Raw genomic sequence first — 16,153 nt, forward strand, 5'->3', positions numbered from 1 at the left:
TCCTGTTACAAAACTTGGCGCTGCAACGCAGCCCATTTGATGGAAACAGGGTATCCATTGGTTATGCTTAGTTGAAAACAAGGGCCATTGATTATGCAAAAAAAGAAAACTCAATAACCCAGATTCACAAGGCGTAGATTGCTATTGCATTTAAAAATCAATTTATCTAAGTTTGTTGCGGAAAAATGGGCATTGAATGAAATCAGCAAAGGAAAAAATGATTGCCGGCCTTCCCTATATCGATTCGGAGGGGCAATTATTTAAGGAAAGACAATACGCAAAAGAAGAACTTAAACGGTTTAACGATTCGGAGCCTAAACACCTGAAATTCAGAAAGCAGATTATTCAAAAACTTTTTAAATCGACGGGAACTCGATTCTTTCTCGAACCTCCTTTTCGTTGCGATTATGGTTACAATATTGCTATTGGTGAGAACTTTTACAGCAATTATAATTGTACAATATTAGACGGCGCACCAGTTACCATAGGTGATAATGTATTATTTGGTCCAAATGTAAGCCTCTTCACAGCCGGCCATCCCCTCCATTTTGAAGCAAGAAATCAAGGTTGGGAGTTTGCGTTGCCTATCGTAATCGAAGATAATGTATGGATCGGTGGACAGGTTGTCGTCAATCCCGGCGTGCGAATCGGAAGGAATTCGGTCATTGGTTCTGGATCAGTCGTCACAAAAGATATTCCAGCGGACGTCGTAGCTGCAGGTAATCCGTGCCGGGTTATACGTAACATTACCGAAGCGGATCGGATCACCTATGCTGAAAATCCGTAAGGATCACAAGGAGCAGCACCGGTGTGCAACCATAACCTACCTCATGGCTCATTCTCGGGCATGAGATCATTGGTTAGCGGTAATGAATACGTGATCATGAGCTCCTCCTTTTGTTTTATAGGAACAAAACCATTACTTTCCCAAAAATGCTGCTGTGCAGAGGGCGCTTCGGCTTGGAGCATTTTACCACTGAACGTATCGATAAATAGTCGCGCATGTTTCAATAATGCTGTGCCTACACCTTTCAGTCTTACATGTGGAGCAACAGCGAGGAAATGGATTGTATAAGTATCACCTGAACTAATCAGGCTCAGCACGCCTACTACTTCGTTTCCGTCGTAGGCGGCAAAATGCGTCGCTTCAAAATCGCCCTCCAACATCACCTCGGCCAACTTACCTTCCAGAGCGAAAACCTCTTTTCGAAGTTTCCAGGTCCGGGCGGCAAAAACTTGTTCAATGTACCAATCTATCATAATCCTTTTTCTAATGAGATAAATGCGTCGGAAAGATGATTAATGGTATCCGAAGGTAATAAGGAATAGGCACCAATCGTCTTAACTGCAAGATCTGCCGCGCGCCCATGGATATATACCCCCATAATTAAAGCTTCTTTAGAAGAATAGCCCTGTCCAAGCAAGGAGGTAATAATCCCTGTCAGTATATCGCCACTGCCTCCTGTTGCCATGCCCACGTTGCCTGTACTATTGAAGTAAACGAGCCCATCAGGCATAACCATTGCACTATTTGCCCCTTTTATTAACAGGTAAAACTGATGTTTACGCGCAAAAGCTTTCACTTTCTCAATCTTTTCGAAATCATCTTGCCAAGCACCCAATATCCGGCTAAGTTCTTTGGGATGGGGTGTTAATATACTGTGCGCTGGAACAGAGGCCCAAAGATCTGGTTCGCGGGCAAGAATATTTAAAGCATCGGCATCTAATACCAAAGGGGTATCATTAACCTGAGTTATAAATACCTTTAGCGCATCAATTGTATGGGATGCTGTTCCCATCCCGATTCCGATACCCACTGACTGATAACCTGTTAATAAGGGGAATTGACTAATGAAATCTTGTTGGAGATCAGTCATCACCATCGCTTCGGGCACGGCAGTCTGTAAAATGGTATTACCGCAGCTAGGTACATAAGCTGAAGCTAAACCGCAACCCGCTCGAAGAGCCGCTTTTAGCGCAAGCTGAACAGCCCCCATTTTACCTTTACTTCCGCCAATAATCAGGGTATGACCAAATGTTCCCTTATGATCAAATCTCCTTCGTTGTCGATAAAAGGACCTAACGAACGACTCGTCGACATAAAACAGATTGGTTTCTGCCAATTCAATTGCACGTTGGTTAAGACCGATATCCAATACCTTGAAGTCTTTTACATACCATTGGTTTTCGGGTATTAGCAAGGCTATCTTGGGAAACTGAAAGGTATATACCATATCTGCCTTTACAATGGGAACATCTGTAGCTGTCTTTTCATCAGCCAGCAGCCCAGAAGGCATATCGATCGAATAGATTGTTGCACCACATCCATTTATACTGGAAATTATACCATTCCAGTCAGCTGTCAGTGCTCGCTTTAATCCATATCCAAACAAGCAATCCAGTACGATTGCATGGGAAGGAATATCAATCTGGTCTTCCGCTGCAATTTTTTGAATCATATGATTGGGTAAACGCTTTTGATTGGTAAGATTATCTACGGAGTAATCCTTAACATCCACTAAATAAACCTTGACTTGGGCCTGTTGTTGATCCAACAGACGCGCCAGCACCAAACCATCGCCGCCGTTGTTTCCCTTACCACAAAAAATATAAAAGGTACTTTGCTCCAATCGTGAATGAAGCTTTTTAATTTCCTCAAAAACAACTGTTGCAGCTCGTTCCATCAGGTCAAGACTACTAATTTTCTGATCCTTTAAGGTTTCACTATCAATCCCGTTTATCTGCTGAGCGGAAAGTATCTTCATGTCGTTGCTATTTTTATTGAAAGTACCTATTCTCAAGCTCAATTAAAAATCTCAGTATACTTTTTGGTAGGCGATAGCAATCCTAAAGTAGGATACCAAGAAGGATGCTACCGCCTAACTCGTGTAAGTCACAATTTCTATGCACTTGTTGTTACCTCTTTCACCCCGCCTGTCCGTTTCAAGGTACCCCAAGTATTTAATTCACCTTTAATCGCTTTTCTGACAGACTTGAATAAAACGAAGTACATCAGTTGACGCCAGAAAAAACGCTGCGGAAACAAATAAATTAAATTGCTAAGCTTCTCGCCTTCCATTTTAAAGGCAATGCCTGCAAAGAACATATCCACGAATACAAAAAGGAAGTAATAAAACATCACTTGACCAAAACCGTTATGCAGTGAAAATAATCCTGCAATTCCTGTCCAGCTGATACCATTTACCTCGCTTAGGGAGAAAAGACCGCTCACCAGAGAGAATAACATAAAAATATCGGCCAAGGGCGCAAATAAAGGAAGTATAATCTGAAAAATCAGAATATTAGGCATTCCGACCATACCAAAATAGCCATATTTGGGATTCAACAGGGTCTGTTTATTTTTCCAAAAACTCTGCAACACACCAAAGCTCCAACGGAAACGCTGCTTGAAGAGCATTTTTACCGTATCTGGTGCTTCCGTATAAGCGATTGCTTCAGATGAATTTCGCACGGTATAACCCGCTCTTAATATACGCATGGTTAGATCACAATCTTCCGCTAATGTATCCGTTGTAAATCCACCCACTTCCAAAATAACAGATCTACGAAAGGCGCCAATTGCCCCTGGTACGACCGATATCATGTTGAGCAAATCGAAAGCTCTCCTATCCATATTCTGTGAAGTAATATACTCGATCGATTGCCAATGTGTCAATATATTATGGACATTTCCTACTTTAACACTTCCTGCGACAGCAGCGACTTGAGATTTGTTAAAATATTTCATCAACTGCTTTAACGCATCTGTCTTCAGTTGAGTATCGGCATCGATACAGAGCACAAACTGAGCATCGGATTGCTCGATACCATAGTTAAGCGCAGATGCTTTCCCTCCATTTGGTTTTGTAAATAACCTGACTTTAGGATGATCGCCATACACCTTACTGACCATCTCAAAAGTTTTATCTTTCGATCCATCATCAACAAAAATCAACTCATAATTGGGATAATCCAAATTCAACAGGCTTTTTATCGTTGCCAATACGGTTATTTCCTCATTATAGGCAGGAATGATCACACTTACCTTCTCCCGAGGATCCACAACCAATTGAGATTGCTCTTTTTTACTTTTTTGTTTTTGCCGGATTGCCAAATAAGCAATCATTGCTGTTCTAAAAATTGCCAATACAATGGCAATGGAAAAAACCAGATTCAAGAAGATGTTACCATAAAACAATGTTCCTAAGAACAAGCGGTTGGAAGATCCACTAAATCCCGAATCGGAAGCATTTTCAACAGGTGGCATCAATTCATCTCGTTTTTTGCCCATTAAATCACTAATCGTTGCAAATTTATATCCATGCGATTTAAAATAATGAATAATACGTGGCAAGGCGGCTATGGTCGCTTCTCGATTTCCTCCAGCATCATGTAATAGGATAATATTCCCGTTATCGCGTTGTTTGATGACTTCATTATAGACTTCATCTGCTGTACGGCCAGGTAACCAATCGTTGGGATCGATGTATTCGCCAATATTGATATAGTTCTCTTTACGGCTCTGAGCCACGGGCAGAATTTCGGCCACCGTCTGTGGTTCGGCATCCGCATTAAAAGGAGCTCTGAAAAGAATTGTACTATGACCGGTTATACATTCAATGATCTTTCGGGTGGCGTTCAACTCGAACTTAACACGATTTGGCCCTATTGTGGACATATCGGGGTGAAAAAAAGTATGGTTACCGATTTCATGTCCCTCCTGGTATTCGCGACGGACCAGATCCATATTTTTCTCAGCCATCACACCCACAAGAAAGAAAGCTCCCGGAACACGTTCTTTTTTTAAGATGTCCAATACTTGTGGCGTATATGTCGGATCAGGCCCATCATCGAATGTGAGCACCACCGTCTTGTCTCTTTCTCCAAAGCGCTTAATAACGTAATTACTCGGTGTTTTTACATACACTTGGTCCTGAATCATTAGCGTCGATGGATCGTAAGTAAATTTAACTTCCCCAGGAGCCGGGCTATTGACCAAATCCAAAATTTCCCCATCGCCAATATATTGAATCCCTCCCACATTGATCTGACTTATTTTCCGAAAGTCAAAAGGCTCTTTTTTCAAATTTTCTTGATTCAATGATCTGGAAATAAACGACCATAAACGAGCGTCTTCACTTCCCAAACGCCAAAGAGCAATGCCTGCAAGGCCCCAGTCATCGGCTTTGCGGATGAGATTGAAATAAGTTGCGGCATCGGTGAAATAGACATCATGGCGCATCCCCGCACCATCTGTATAGCTGAAGTTGAGATTGGAAGATTGGGGATCAAAAGTAATCTTAGCATTATAATTATGCGCCAAGATAACGGCGTTATCATACGTCAACGTTTTGCCCACCCGATCTTTCGGCCAGTCATATCCATAACATGCCAAAGCCAAAATCACTTTGTCTGCATCGATCTTATTGCAAAGTTCATCCAGGTTCTTTTCAACCCATGCCTGATGTGAAATGGCCCCAGCATTACTTTCAATGGAATGCTGATCATAAGCCATCAAAATAATATAATCGTTGTATTTTTGTAAGGAAATGGGATCGTAATCATCATTTTCAGGCGAGATATCTTGCGTGACAAGCAGGCCCTCCGTATGAAATACGGTATAGATATGCGCCATAAAATCGTTTAATGGCTGGTGGTCATCCAACTGTAAATTCTCAAAGTCGATATTTATGCCTGCAAAACCATTACGCTTCACTTTAAGAAGGATGTCGTCTATAAAACGTTGTTGTTTATCCGGATTAAGCAAAATAGCCTTTACAGTCTGCCCATCAAAATCGTTACCACTGAAATTGGAAATCTGCGCAATTGCTTTACGCTTATATTGATGGATCACCTTAAGCGCAGCAGTATCTGCTTTATCGACCACGGTATCTTGATTAGGTACCGTAAAAAAGGACTCCATGGCGACCATATCCAAATGACCTATATTTCGGCGTAAATCAGATAAAGACTGTTCACGAACTTCATTAGACCAAGAACTGACATAAAAGCCCATATTGATCCTGTCTTTGGTACCAATATGTTTCAAATGCTTCAGCTCACGGTCACGTTTAATCTTCTCCAATTCGGATTTTACAATGGTAAACTCCTTGAATTGTTTGGATTTTTTTAATCTGGCGGTGGACTTTTCGGTCAATGCTGTGTTGGTATTAATTGTTGGAAAAGGAGGAATCTGAATCTTTCCCAATGTATAAACCACAGATATCACACCAATGATCAAACCTATCACCAATGCGCTGCTCATCCATGAAAAAGCGTACCAGCGCTTTTTGCTTGACGTCTGAAAAATCTGTTTTCCTGACATAATCGTATTCTTTTTAACTTCGGCTAAGCTACATCAGAAAATGATCCAAAAAGCGGATGAGTAGCTTAAAAATTTCTTAATTTTCTCAAATGATTTATGTTTCGAATTATATCTAGATTTAAGTATATTCGATAAACGCAATACACTAGCTCAGAAAATTTTATATGAGATCCATATATGTACTCATTCCACTCCTCTCGTGTCAGGTTTTCATTGGCTGTGGACAACCGAATGTGGCTGCACCAAAAGCCCAAGTGCTCGACTCGGTCGCTGCGGATCTAGCGCGAACGGACGGAAGCCAGTTTATTAACCCCACTGGGATGACGGTCAAATCACGCATTTTATTGCCGGAAGGCTTTAAAAGAGCAAACTACCGGACTGAAGAATTTGGAAATTTCCTTGAAAATCTTCCATTGTACCCCATCGACAGGGAGGTACATTATTACAATGGAAAAATTAAACCTAGAAATAACATCTACAACAGTGTTGTAAAGCTGGACATCGGAAAGCGCGATTTACACCAATGCGCGGATGCTGTCATGCGGCTCAGGGCAGATTACTTATACCAACAAAAGCGGTACAAGGATATCAAATTCAACTTCCTTTCAGACGGTAAACCCCGTACATTTACAAACTACGCAAAAGGAGATTACGCCTACCCAACCTATTGGAAATATTTGGAATATATTTTTGCCTATGCAAATACGGCTTCACTACATGATGAGCTGCCCCGTGTAAAAACGACTCAAGAAGTTAAGATTGGAGATACTTTTATCCAAAAAGGATCTCCTATTGGCCATGCAATCATTGTAGTTGATCTGGCCAAGGACAGCACTGGAAAAACAATTGTACTACTCGCACAAAGCTACATGCCAGCCCAAGAAATACAAATTTTAAACAATTGGAACAACAGCAAGCTTAGTCCTTGGTACGATATTGACCAAGATATTATAAAAACCCCTGAATGGACATTTTATCCTAAAAACCTTAAAACCTGGGAGTAGTCCACTGTGAACAAGACTGTCGTTAAAATCGACCGGATGATTGTCCGTACAAGCAGTAAAAAATAATAAAAGATATTTTTGTCTTTTATTATAATTCTCTATTTTTGTAAACGATAGTCATTTGCAAATGAACCCTATCAAGGTTATAAGATTCCTCACAGCGAGTGGATTTTTTCATTTTTTATTCTGATCAAATAAAAGATAAAAAGGTATTTAAATATTTTATTATGATTACTGAAGCACAAAAAGAGTTAATAAAAGGTACTGTACCGGTTTTAAACGAACATGGTGTAGCGCTGACCAGTTATTTTTATAAACGTATGTTTGACCACAATCCGGAGCTTAAACATGTCTTCAATATGGGAAACCAACAAAATGCGCGACAACAAACGGCTTTGGCTACAGCAGTATTAGCCTATGCGGAGCATATTGAGAATCCAGCAGTCCTTCTTTCGGCAGTGAAACATATCGGACAAAAACACAGTAGCCTCAATATTCGTCCGGAGCATTATCAGATTGTTGGGAAGCATTTATTGGCGTCCATTCAGGAAGTATTGGGGGCTGCTGCCACAGAAGAACTGATTGAAGCCTGGGAAGTTGCCTATTTTCAGCTAGCAGATCTGATGGTCGGAGTCGAAAAGGATATGTATAATCAGATGATCCAGAGCGACGGCGGATGGACGGGCTGGAAGCCATTCACCATTATAAAAGTGGTAGCCGAGACCGATGAGATCCAGTCTATTTATCTCAAGCCAACAGATCAAGGAAGACTTCCAAAACACGAGGCAGGCCAGTATGTAAGTGTACGTATATTTCTTCCCGAATTACACCTGTATCAACCCAGACAATATAGTCTTTCCGATGCGAGTAACGGCAAGTACCTCCGGATTTCGGTAAAAAGAGAAGCCGCGGAAGGAAAACCTGAGGGTATGGTGAGTAATTATATACATCAATACGTTGAGGTTGGAAAACAACTGGAACTCACAGCACCAACAGGCTCCTTTCAATTGGTCGAAAGTGACAAACCACATGTATTTATCAGTGGCGGCGTTGGTCAGACCCCATTGATGGCCATGTTAGAGCATCTAGCGGACAAGAAAGAAGACAAACCGATCACTTGGATCCATGGTTGCCGCAACCCTGATCTACATGCGTTTAAAGAAAGAGTAAAAACATTGGAGAGCCAACATCAAAACATGACTAGCTTTTCTTTCTATGACGAAGCGCAGGGTATGGACACTGACGCTCTTGAGGGTTGGGTTGATCTCGCTAAAATAGATGCTTCTTATCTTCCACAGGAGGCAAACTATTACCTGTGTGGCCCTGCAGGATTTATCAAAAAGCACTTCCAATATTTAACCCATCAGGGCATCAACGCTGAGAACATTCATTTTGAAGAATTTGGTCCGGCATCTTTGCAACTAAATTAATTGCACTGCCCTATTTCATGAAATAGTCATCCCTAATTTTTAATCGTTGCGGATGGCTATTTTTGATTTTGTACATTTGCAAAAAGCAAAAAAGAGATTATGGGTATTTTTTCTAAAACATGTGAATATGGACTAAGGGCAGTTTTTTTTATTGCACAAAGCTCCCAAGAAAATAAACGCGTGAGCATAAAAGAAATAGCAGAGAGTATCCATTCTCCAGAGGCTTTTCTAGGCAAGATACTACAGAATCTAAGCCGAGCAGGTATCATTCGATCCATGAAGGGACCTGGCGGGGGGTTTTACCTCGACAGCGGAGATATGTCCACACCACTATCCGAGGTCGTTAAAGCGATCGACGGTGAAAGTCTGTTTGTCGGCTGCGGCATGGGGCTTGAATTCTGCTCCGAACAATATCCCTGTCCTTTGCATCATGAGTTCAAAAGCATACGCAATAACCTTTCAGAAATGCTTCAAAAAACAACAGTCGGCCAATTCAATGATGATCTTATCAAGGGAAAAATCCTATTAACGAAAAGCCATATCGAACCCGATAAAACCAGGACAAATTCCTCAGATTAATAGGCCAAATCTTCCGCTTCTTCCTACTATTTTCCAGCTGTGCCCCTTTACAAAAAGTAAAGAAGTGCGCATAAATTCCATTTTTCAATATATAAATATTAAATCCATATAACACACAATAAACACCTGAAAAATAGGTTTATAAAAAAAATAAAAGTGTAAAAAAAAGAATTTTAGACATCTTAGCATTCGTTTCCACAGAAGACCTAAAATCGCCCTAAATTCGACCTTTTAGGGTGAAACTACGCTTATAGGAAAACCGATCTGGCAGAGGCTCGACCGCCTCGATATAACCTGTTGTAAATAATGCTCATTTCCTAATTAAACAGTCCTATTGAGCGCAGCAATCAGGCATCTATCTAACCGATCACTGGGCAATAATTGCCCTCTTTGCATAGCTTTCCTTTGGGTTAAATTTAAAAAATGAGGATTATTCTCTGACTACAACACCATCTTTTCGTATTTTTACTGGAAGAATCATACTATTAAAAATAATAACAATTTAAACTCTAATTAACAATAAATTATGTAATTTATATAAACAAAAAAAATAGCATTAAACAACACCATAACGGGCTATTTTAAATAAAAAAAGGCGTGGATAAAATTTTATCCACACCTTTTTCTTACTCAAGTACAGCCACAATGTGAAGAACCATACAGCCCCGGTTTACACAAAAGTTAAACGGGTAAATATCGTTGTATCTTCGCGCTTGATTTACGCAGGCTGAAAATAACATGTGCGACAAGACATATGTCAATGATAACCGCAGACAAAAAAGGCCTCGAAACAAATGGGCGCCAGAGCAGGTTCAATTGACCAGCGCAAGCTCCACTTGCGCCCCATCTCTTAAACACAAGCAAACATGCGATTTAACAAGCCTATTATGCGATATAAGACAATATCTATCTATAACCATCCAAATGTATATAATCTTTACAAAATCGCTTAAAACGGATAATAACAGCTTTCCCGCCTAACTATGGGTAAACCTTAAAAACACAGCTGTCGAAGTACCCATGAGGAGTACTTGACTTGCAATCAACGGGACACTCTATATCACCATTCTGAGTCATGCTATCCAATTCTACCCCCCTCTTAATCGATTTAAGATAACAACCTTCTGCAAAGCACCACATTCACCTCTACAAAAAAAGAAGAGCACAGTGGGGCTTAAAATGACTCAAACAACATCTTATCTGCGCTAGAACTTTATGGACCCAGTAAAAAACTTCAGGAGTTGAAGGGTGGCAAATTCATAAAAAAAATGAGAATAAAAACCTTTAAAATAAATAAGTAAAATGGATTATATAAAGCTATACATCATAAAAAAACTACCCTAGACCGTTAAAATCAAATTCGGAAAGAACATAACAAACGCTTTTATTATCTTTAAATTTTTCAAAAAGACCATGAATAAAGACACCTTAGTGAGATCATTCTTAAAAGCAGAACGGATAAAGATGAAGAAAGCCCGTAATGTCATTATTGGAATTTTCTTGGTTATGTTTGCTTTTTGTTACGGTTTTTTCTTATTTGCCTTTTTTTCGAAATGGTCAGCCAGTGAAGATAAGCTCTCGTTTTTCTATAAATCATTCCCTACCCTATCTGTTCTTTTTATTTATTTAGGTTTTGCGTTCGGTATATTGTGCTGGATGGCTTACATTAAAAATCAAAAATTCATCAATGCGCTACAGCGACTAAACGATCATGATATAGCAGTCTACCAGGAGTACAATAGACGACTCATGCACTTTTTTGCCGTTGCCGCTCCTTATCTTTTTTGTGAAAATGAGATTTTATTCTTTCCGTTGATCGGAGATAAACGGATCGCTATTCATCAAATCCATCGTATTGAAACAAAAATTATCAGAAATTACCGGGGACCTAACAGCTATCGTATCTATTTCTACAATGAATTCAACAAAATTCATCAGGTTACCATGAATCAAAAAGGAGCTTTTGAGTTTTTACAGGAAGAGCTTTGGAAGAAAAAACCGGATTTGGTTATTTTAGCAAGAAATCATTAATAAAAAGGTTTTACGGATAATGTCGAAAAAAGCACAAAGACGCAATGCTACCTCACAGTCAATATCGGATTTTAATCCAGCCAACAGCGAATCGATGACCTTCTCACTAAACACACGATACGAACAAATCTATAACCTTCTAGCGAAGAACATTCATACGGTTGTTAAGGACGCCTAAGCTGAGCCGATCAATCCTTTATTCTTTTTCCAACAAAGCTACTTTTGTTAATATACGAGCCATATTTTCCTGATTCCGCAACTTCTTTGATCACTTGATTGCGCTCCTCGAGAAAGCATCGCATATAGCGCGTTAAAAAAAGCCATTCTGCAAATCTCCCCAAAACTCCGAGCGGCGCCTTGAAATTAAATATATCACGCATGACTACTTTTCCATTTTCAAGTTGCTTGAAAATGTGCTTGTGATCCATGTAATGAAATACCCCCTGGGTCATTTGATCTTCAAAAAAATGAGGCTTTTCCATCGCCGTTATCTGCACGGTCAATGTTTGCGTAATGCCGAGATGTCTTGCGTGCCACCGAACCCTTTGTCCTGCTTCGATCAAACCCGTCGTCACTCCATCAATCGCTTTCTCCCTTGTTTTCTTTGTCGAATACATATGCAAATCAATACTACGCGCCAGGTCAAAAACAACAGGCAAAGGAGCCTCTATAACTGTATCTAAAATAAGCTGCGGCATAATATACTCTTAAAAATTTTCACACGAATTTCGTAAAATTCGGTAACTTCTTTAGGATTCAGCATTAGAATTTTATAAATTGAGTGTATTCTATCCAAACAGCAACATAGACAATAAGCATGATAACACTCCTTCCATTCGAAAGATCAGATTTCCCCCTTTTTAAATCCTGGATTGGATCAGCAGAGGAACTATTGCAATTTGCAGGACCTTATTTTTCGTTTCCACTTAGCGATCAGCAACTTGAACAATATATACAAGACCCGAAGCGCCGCGCTTTTAAAATAACAGATACAACAACCACAGAAACTATTGGTCACTGTGAATTAAACTTCGAACGAGACATCCCAAGACTCTGCCGCATTTTAATTGCAAAAAACTCCGAACGAAATAAAGGCTATGGCAAAAGCACCGTAAATGCACTGCTAAAACTACTTTTCACCGAAGGAAACTATGATATAGCTGATCTAAACGTTTATGACTGGAACTACAATGCAATTCGGTGCTATGAAACCGTAGGCTTCCGGATCAACGAAAATATTATTTCAACAGTAACAATTGGAGATGAAACCTGGAAAAGCCTCAATATGCAAATCAATAAATCAACATGGAAAGCTAATTTAGCGCGATGAAAAACAAGCGAAAATTAAAGCATATCACCCTATACTTACTTATTATGGGTACATTGATCGGTTTTTATAGCTGGAAAATCGAGCCGCATTGGGTAAAATATGAACAGATCTATCTATCTATAAAACATTTACCCGAGGTATTGAACGGAAAATCATTGGTCCAGATTTCTGACATCCACATCGGAAACTATGTGGATAAAGATTTTATAAAAAGAACCTTCCGAGAAATCGCAGCATTAAAACCGGATATCATTGTCTACACCGGCGATTTTGTACGGCTCGTTAATCATAAAATACCCTTAGCTGAGCTTGATAAAGTCATGCAAGTTGCACCAAAAGGCAAACTTCAGACATTGGCGATCCTAGGAAATCATGATTATGGAACGAATTTTAGGGACAGTGCTGCAGCAGATTCAATCGTGAGCCTACTCAAAGGATATAACATAAGCGTATTGAGAAATGAAAGTATAACAATCCATGGGTTAAGAATATTCGGCATAGATGACCTTTGGGGAACGAATTTTAACCCTATCAAAGCTATGAAGGAGTATAACCAATCGCAAGCCAGTTTGGTCTTATGCCATAATCCAGATGCCGCAGACCTCAATGTCTGGAATGGTTACACTGGCTGGATTCTGGCAGGACATACACACGCGGGTCAGGTACGAATTCCATTTTGGGGCTCCCCGATCATACCTGTACGAAACAAGAAATATGATCAAGGAATAAAAAAAATAAGCGGAAACAGAATATTATATATCAATCGAGGACTGGGACACAGTATTCCTATCAGATTCAACGCCAGACCCGAGGTTACAATTTTCACCTTGAAAAAGGAATCACAAAATGAAATCCATTAGGTTCGATCCGACCTTTTAAAGAAGGTATGGATAAAATGCGGTATAAATAGTTTGCCTATAATCGTCTAAAGGATCTATTCCTTGCGGTCTACCCAAAACAGCATAGCTTGAACTCCAAAAATCCGAAACGATGAAAAGCTGACGCACAAAGCTTTTTAAATTCGACAATGGAATATCTCGACGGAACATACCAGCATCTGCATAACACATAAATAAAGACATCAATTGTTCCTCACGCCGCGCAACCAAACCTCGATAAGATTCGGCGATTTCAGGAATCCAGCTACAGATTTCAACAAAATTCTCAAAAATAAATCTATACTTATCAATTAGCGCATAAGAAACATCCACGAAACAGTTCAGTAGTTGCAGAAAAGGTAGTGTCGGATCAGCAGGAAGCAAAATCATTTTATCGTATTCGGCTTGAAGTAACTGAAAAACGTGAAAAATAATATCTTCCGTATGTTTAAAATGATAATGGAGATTACCAGCGCTTATACCCATTTCTTGCGCGATTTGACGCGTCGTTACTGTACGTACACCTTCGCGGTTATATACCCTTATCGCTTCGTTAATAATTTTTTCTTTCGTATTCATGATACAAATTTAGAACAATTGTTCTAAATTTGTATCATAAAGTATAACGTTAAGACAACATAGATGGAAAAACCAGCAAACAATTGGCTAAAAAAACAGTATATAGACATCAAACATACTTTGATTCCTGCCCGCCCGAGCGATAGCACTTGGAAAAAATTCGGCAAACAAACAGCATTTTTTATGTTTCTAACCTTAATGGTATGTGGCGCAATTGCAATGTTAATCGCCGTTTCCTTTGCTCACTAAGCAAGGAGCTTTTTGATTGTTTATTTATTTTTTATTGGTGTTGTTGGGTTTTCATCAGATTCACCAGGGCAAATAATTTCCCAATTCCATTCTTGAATAATTGGTTAACAGACTTTGTATTTGTTCCGATTATTATTCATTTTTCATCCACAATCGGAAGCTTCATATTCAATAATAATAAGGCGCATGGCTATCCTCTCTATCAAATCTGGACGATCTCTTTGCTTGCGTCTATCCTTTTTGAATGGATCATGCCCAAGTACACAAGCTATAATACCGGAGACATTATTGATGTTTTAGCCTATTTTGCTGGCGGTTTATTCTATTTTTATATTCATCAACCTCTCTACATCAGCAGAAATCTTCCATCCCCCCGGTAAACAAGGAACAGCTTCTTACCTCAATACAGATGCAGGCAAGGCGTCCGAAAAACACAATGCTTTGAAACTAATAAAATATATGAAAGGAGAACCAGATGATTATCTTAATAGCGATATCATATCGATAGGTAAAACCAAGGCCAGTCGAGTTACAGCATAAAAAAACCTTTGTTTGACGCCAACCACGATGATATCAAACAAAGGGCTTATGATCAACACCTGACATGCCAAGTGTTTTCTTTCGTGCTAATATTCAATCAAAACCTCGGTTACTTGCGCACCTTGTTTTGCACTTTTGAATTTAAACTTCACCTTTTGGTTGAGGTTTAATTTCTGACCGACGAGACGATCATTGAAATATATTGATTGCTGCGTTTCGTTGTCCCTAATAAAACCGTAATTGGACTCTGTATTATAATGAACAACCTTTCCAAAAGAATAGTCTTCTTGAGGAGAAGCGTTATATGTCGGAGTTTCACCTTCTTTCAATTTTACCGGCGGTTTGTCTGAGATATTTCCGTATTCATCAACATAGGCAAACAATTCTTCTAATGACTTTCCCTTGTCATTGTTTGTTTTGTTGAATTCTTTTTTCTCATTTTTTTGTTGCTTTTTAAGTAGCTTCTTTTTTTCTCGTTCTTTTTTGTTAAATGTAATTTGGCTTTTGCTCATTCAATATGGATTAAAATAAAATGTTCCCGAAGAGGTTACGGACCTTTAGAGCTTCATTGAAAAGATAAAAATGCGAGGTATACTAAGGAGATATTTGCAAAGATAAGAAAAATTCTTCAGAAAATGTCTATTAAGCGTTTGTATTCATGCTGATATCAACTTAGCGTGAGTTCATCGTTATTGATTTTAAGCTCGATCTATAGGTAATAGTTTTATGCGTATTTTTTTTGTGAACGCCCCTAGAGCAAACGATAGTTTGACTAGCGGTGAGTTTAACCTTCAATTGTGAATAAGAGCCTATACTGTCGCATCCTTTCGCAAATAGATAAACTCGATTGCAATCCTAAAATTGAGAAATTCCATAAAACAAAAAGATCATTTAGACGTTACTTTTAAAAAAAACTATGGAAATAAGAAACATCGAAAGGGACGAAAGAGGCAATTTTATTGCAGAAGTTGAAAATAATGAAGCCGGAATTTTAGAGTATACCTGGCAAAACGATCATGAGTTCTCCATTGATCATACAGAAGTCTACGACGAGTATCAGGGAATGAGTGTGGGAAAAAAATTGGTACTGGAGGCTGTTGACTACGCCCGAAAGAATGACGCCAAAATTATCCCAAATTGTCCCTATGCGAAAGCTATCTTCGATAAAACAATAGCTTTTCAAGATGTATTGGCATAAAAAAGCCGTT

General features: G+C 39.3%; 16 protein-coding genes. 10 read left to right on the plus strand and 6 right to left on the minus strand.

Annotation, left to right across the window (positions count from 1 at the left end; all coding sequences use genetic code 11):
* The first annotated feature begins 196 nt into the window (after positions 1–196).
* A complete protein-coding gene (locus tag BGP15_RS02925; protein ID WP_201639000.1) occupies positions 197–787 on the plus strand; it encodes a sugar O-acetyltransferase in 591 nt (196 codons plus the stop codon).
* A gap of 41 nt (positions 788–828) precedes the next feature.
* Here BGP15_RS02925 and BGP15_RS02930 read toward each other — a convergent pair whose 3' ends face one another.
* The 3 genes from BGP15_RS02930 to BGP15_RS02940 all read right to left on the minus strand — a co-directional run bounded on the left by BGP15_RS02930 (position 829) and on the right by BGP15_RS02940 (position 6,325).
* Positions 829–1,260: a GNAT family N-acetyltransferase gene (locus BGP15_RS02930; RefSeq protein WP_286768635.1), complete on the minus strand. Its 432-nt coding sequence runs from the start codon at positions 1,258–1,260 to the stop codon at positions 829–831.
* Positions 1,257–2,765, minus strand: coding sequence for an NAD(P)H-hydrate dehydratase (locus BGP15_RS02935; RefSeq protein ID WP_286768636.1), 1,509 nt, complete (start codon positions 2,763–2,765; stop codon positions 1,257–1,259). The genes BGP15_RS02930 and BGP15_RS02935 overlap by 4 nt, the downstream gene beginning before the upstream one ends.
* A gap of 137 nt (positions 2,766–2,902) precedes the next feature.
* Complete coding sequence (locus BGP15_RS02940) at positions 2,903–6,325, minus strand: trifunctional glycoside hydrolase family 18/polysaccharide deacetylase/glycosyltransferase family 2 protein (protein WP_286768637.1); 3,423 nt, start codon at positions 6,323–6,325, stop codon at positions 2,903–2,905.
* A 164-nt stretch (positions 6,326–6,489) separates the two neighbouring features.
* Here BGP15_RS02940 and BGP15_RS02945 point away from each other — a divergent pair, with 164 nt between their 5' ends.
* From BGP15_RS02945 to BGP15_RS02960, 4 genes are all read left to right on the plus strand, one after another.
* Positions 6,490–7,329 carry a DUF4846 domain-containing protein gene (locus BGP15_RS02945; RefSeq protein WP_201638996.1) on the plus strand — a complete coding sequence of 280 codons (840 nt, stop codon included), beginning with the start codon at positions 6,490–6,492 and terminating at the stop codon, positions 7,327–7,329.
* Between the two features lie 227 nt (positions 7,330–7,556).
* Entirely contained in the window at positions 7,557–8,759 is a 1,203-nt protein-coding gene (hmpA, locus tag BGP15_RS02950; protein ID WP_286768638.1) for an NO-inducible flavohemoprotein, read from the plus strand.
* A 99-nt stretch (positions 8,760–8,858) separates the two neighbouring features.
* Positions 8,859–9,338: an RrF2 family transcriptional regulator gene (locus BGP15_RS02955; protein WP_070565571.1), complete on the plus strand. Its 480-nt coding sequence runs from the start codon at positions 8,859–8,861 to the stop codon at positions 9,336–9,338.
* Between the two features lie 1,413 nt (positions 9,339–10,751).
* Positions 10,752–11,369 (plus strand): hypothetical protein, encoded by a 618-nt coding sequence (locus tag BGP15_RS02960; RefSeq protein WP_286768639.1) that lies wholly within the window; start codon positions 10,752–10,754, stop codon positions 11,367–11,369.
* 188 nt (positions 11,370–11,557) lie between these two features.
* Here the strand turns inward: BGP15_RS02960 and BGP15_RS02965 are convergent, their stop codons facing one another.
* Positions 11,558–12,067 carry an SRPBCC family protein gene (locus tag BGP15_RS02965; protein WP_286768640.1) on the minus strand — a complete coding sequence of 170 codons (510 nt, stop codon included), beginning with the start codon at positions 12,065–12,067 and terminating at the stop codon, positions 11,558–11,560.
* Positions 12,068–12,186: 119 nt separating this feature from the next.
* On the opposite strand from BGP15_RS02965, the gene BGP15_RS02970 reads away from it, so the two are divergent.
* Positions 12,187–12,699, plus strand: a complete 513-nt coding sequence (locus tag BGP15_RS02970; protein WP_286768641.1) for a GNAT family N-acetyltransferase — start codon at positions 12,187–12,189, stop codon at positions 12,697–12,699.
* Complete coding sequence (locus BGP15_RS02975; protein ID WP_286768642.1) at positions 12,696–13,559, plus strand: metallophosphoesterase; 864 nt, start codon at positions 12,696–12,698, stop codon at positions 13,557–13,559. The genes BGP15_RS02970 and BGP15_RS02975 overlap by 4 nt, the downstream gene beginning before the upstream one ends.
* A gap of 15 nt (positions 13,560–13,574) precedes the next feature.
* Here the strand turns inward: BGP15_RS02975 and BGP15_RS02980 are convergent, their stop codons facing one another.
* A complete protein-coding gene (locus BGP15_RS02980) occupies positions 13,575–14,156 on the minus strand; it encodes a TetR/AcrR family transcriptional regulator (protein WP_286768643.1) in 582 nt (193 codons plus the stop codon).
* Between the two features lie 63 nt (positions 14,157–14,219).
* On the opposite strand from BGP15_RS02980, the gene BGP15_RS02985 reads away from it, so the two are divergent.
* Both BGP15_RS02985 and BGP15_RS02990 read left to right on the plus strand, forming a co-directional pair.
* Positions 14,220–14,405: a hypothetical protein gene (locus BGP15_RS02985; RefSeq protein WP_286768644.1), complete on the plus strand. Its 186-nt coding sequence runs from the start codon at positions 14,220–14,222 to the stop codon at positions 14,403–14,405.
* A 92-nt stretch (positions 14,406–14,497) separates the two neighbouring features.
* The gene (locus tag BGP15_RS02990; protein WP_286768645.1) at positions 14,498–14,785 is read left to right on the plus strand and encodes a hypothetical protein; all 288 of its coding nucleotides are present in this window, start codon (positions 14,498–14,500) and stop codon (positions 14,783–14,785) included.
* Positions 14,786–15,031: 246 nt separating this feature from the next.
* Here the strand turns inward: BGP15_RS02990 and BGP15_RS02995 are convergent, their stop codons facing one another.
* Positions 15,032–15,457, minus strand: coding sequence for a cold-shock protein (locus BGP15_RS02995; RefSeq protein ID WP_070565580.1), 426 nt, complete (start codon positions 15,455–15,457; stop codon positions 15,032–15,034).
* A 404-nt stretch (positions 15,458–15,861) separates the two neighbouring features.
* Here BGP15_RS02995 and BGP15_RS03000 point away from each other — a divergent pair, with 404 nt between their 5' ends.
* Entirely contained in the window at positions 15,862–16,143 is a 282-nt protein-coding gene (locus BGP15_RS03000; protein ID WP_070565582.1) for a GNAT family N-acetyltransferase, read from the plus strand.
* Positions 16,144–16,153 lie beyond the last annotated feature (10 nt).

Origin of the sequence: Sphingobacterium sp. 40-24 (assembly GCF_001899705.1) — a bacterium.
Classification (GTDB): domain Bacteria; phylum Bacteroidota; class Bacteroidia; order Sphingobacteriales; family Sphingobacteriaceae; genus Sphingobacterium; species Sphingobacterium multivorum.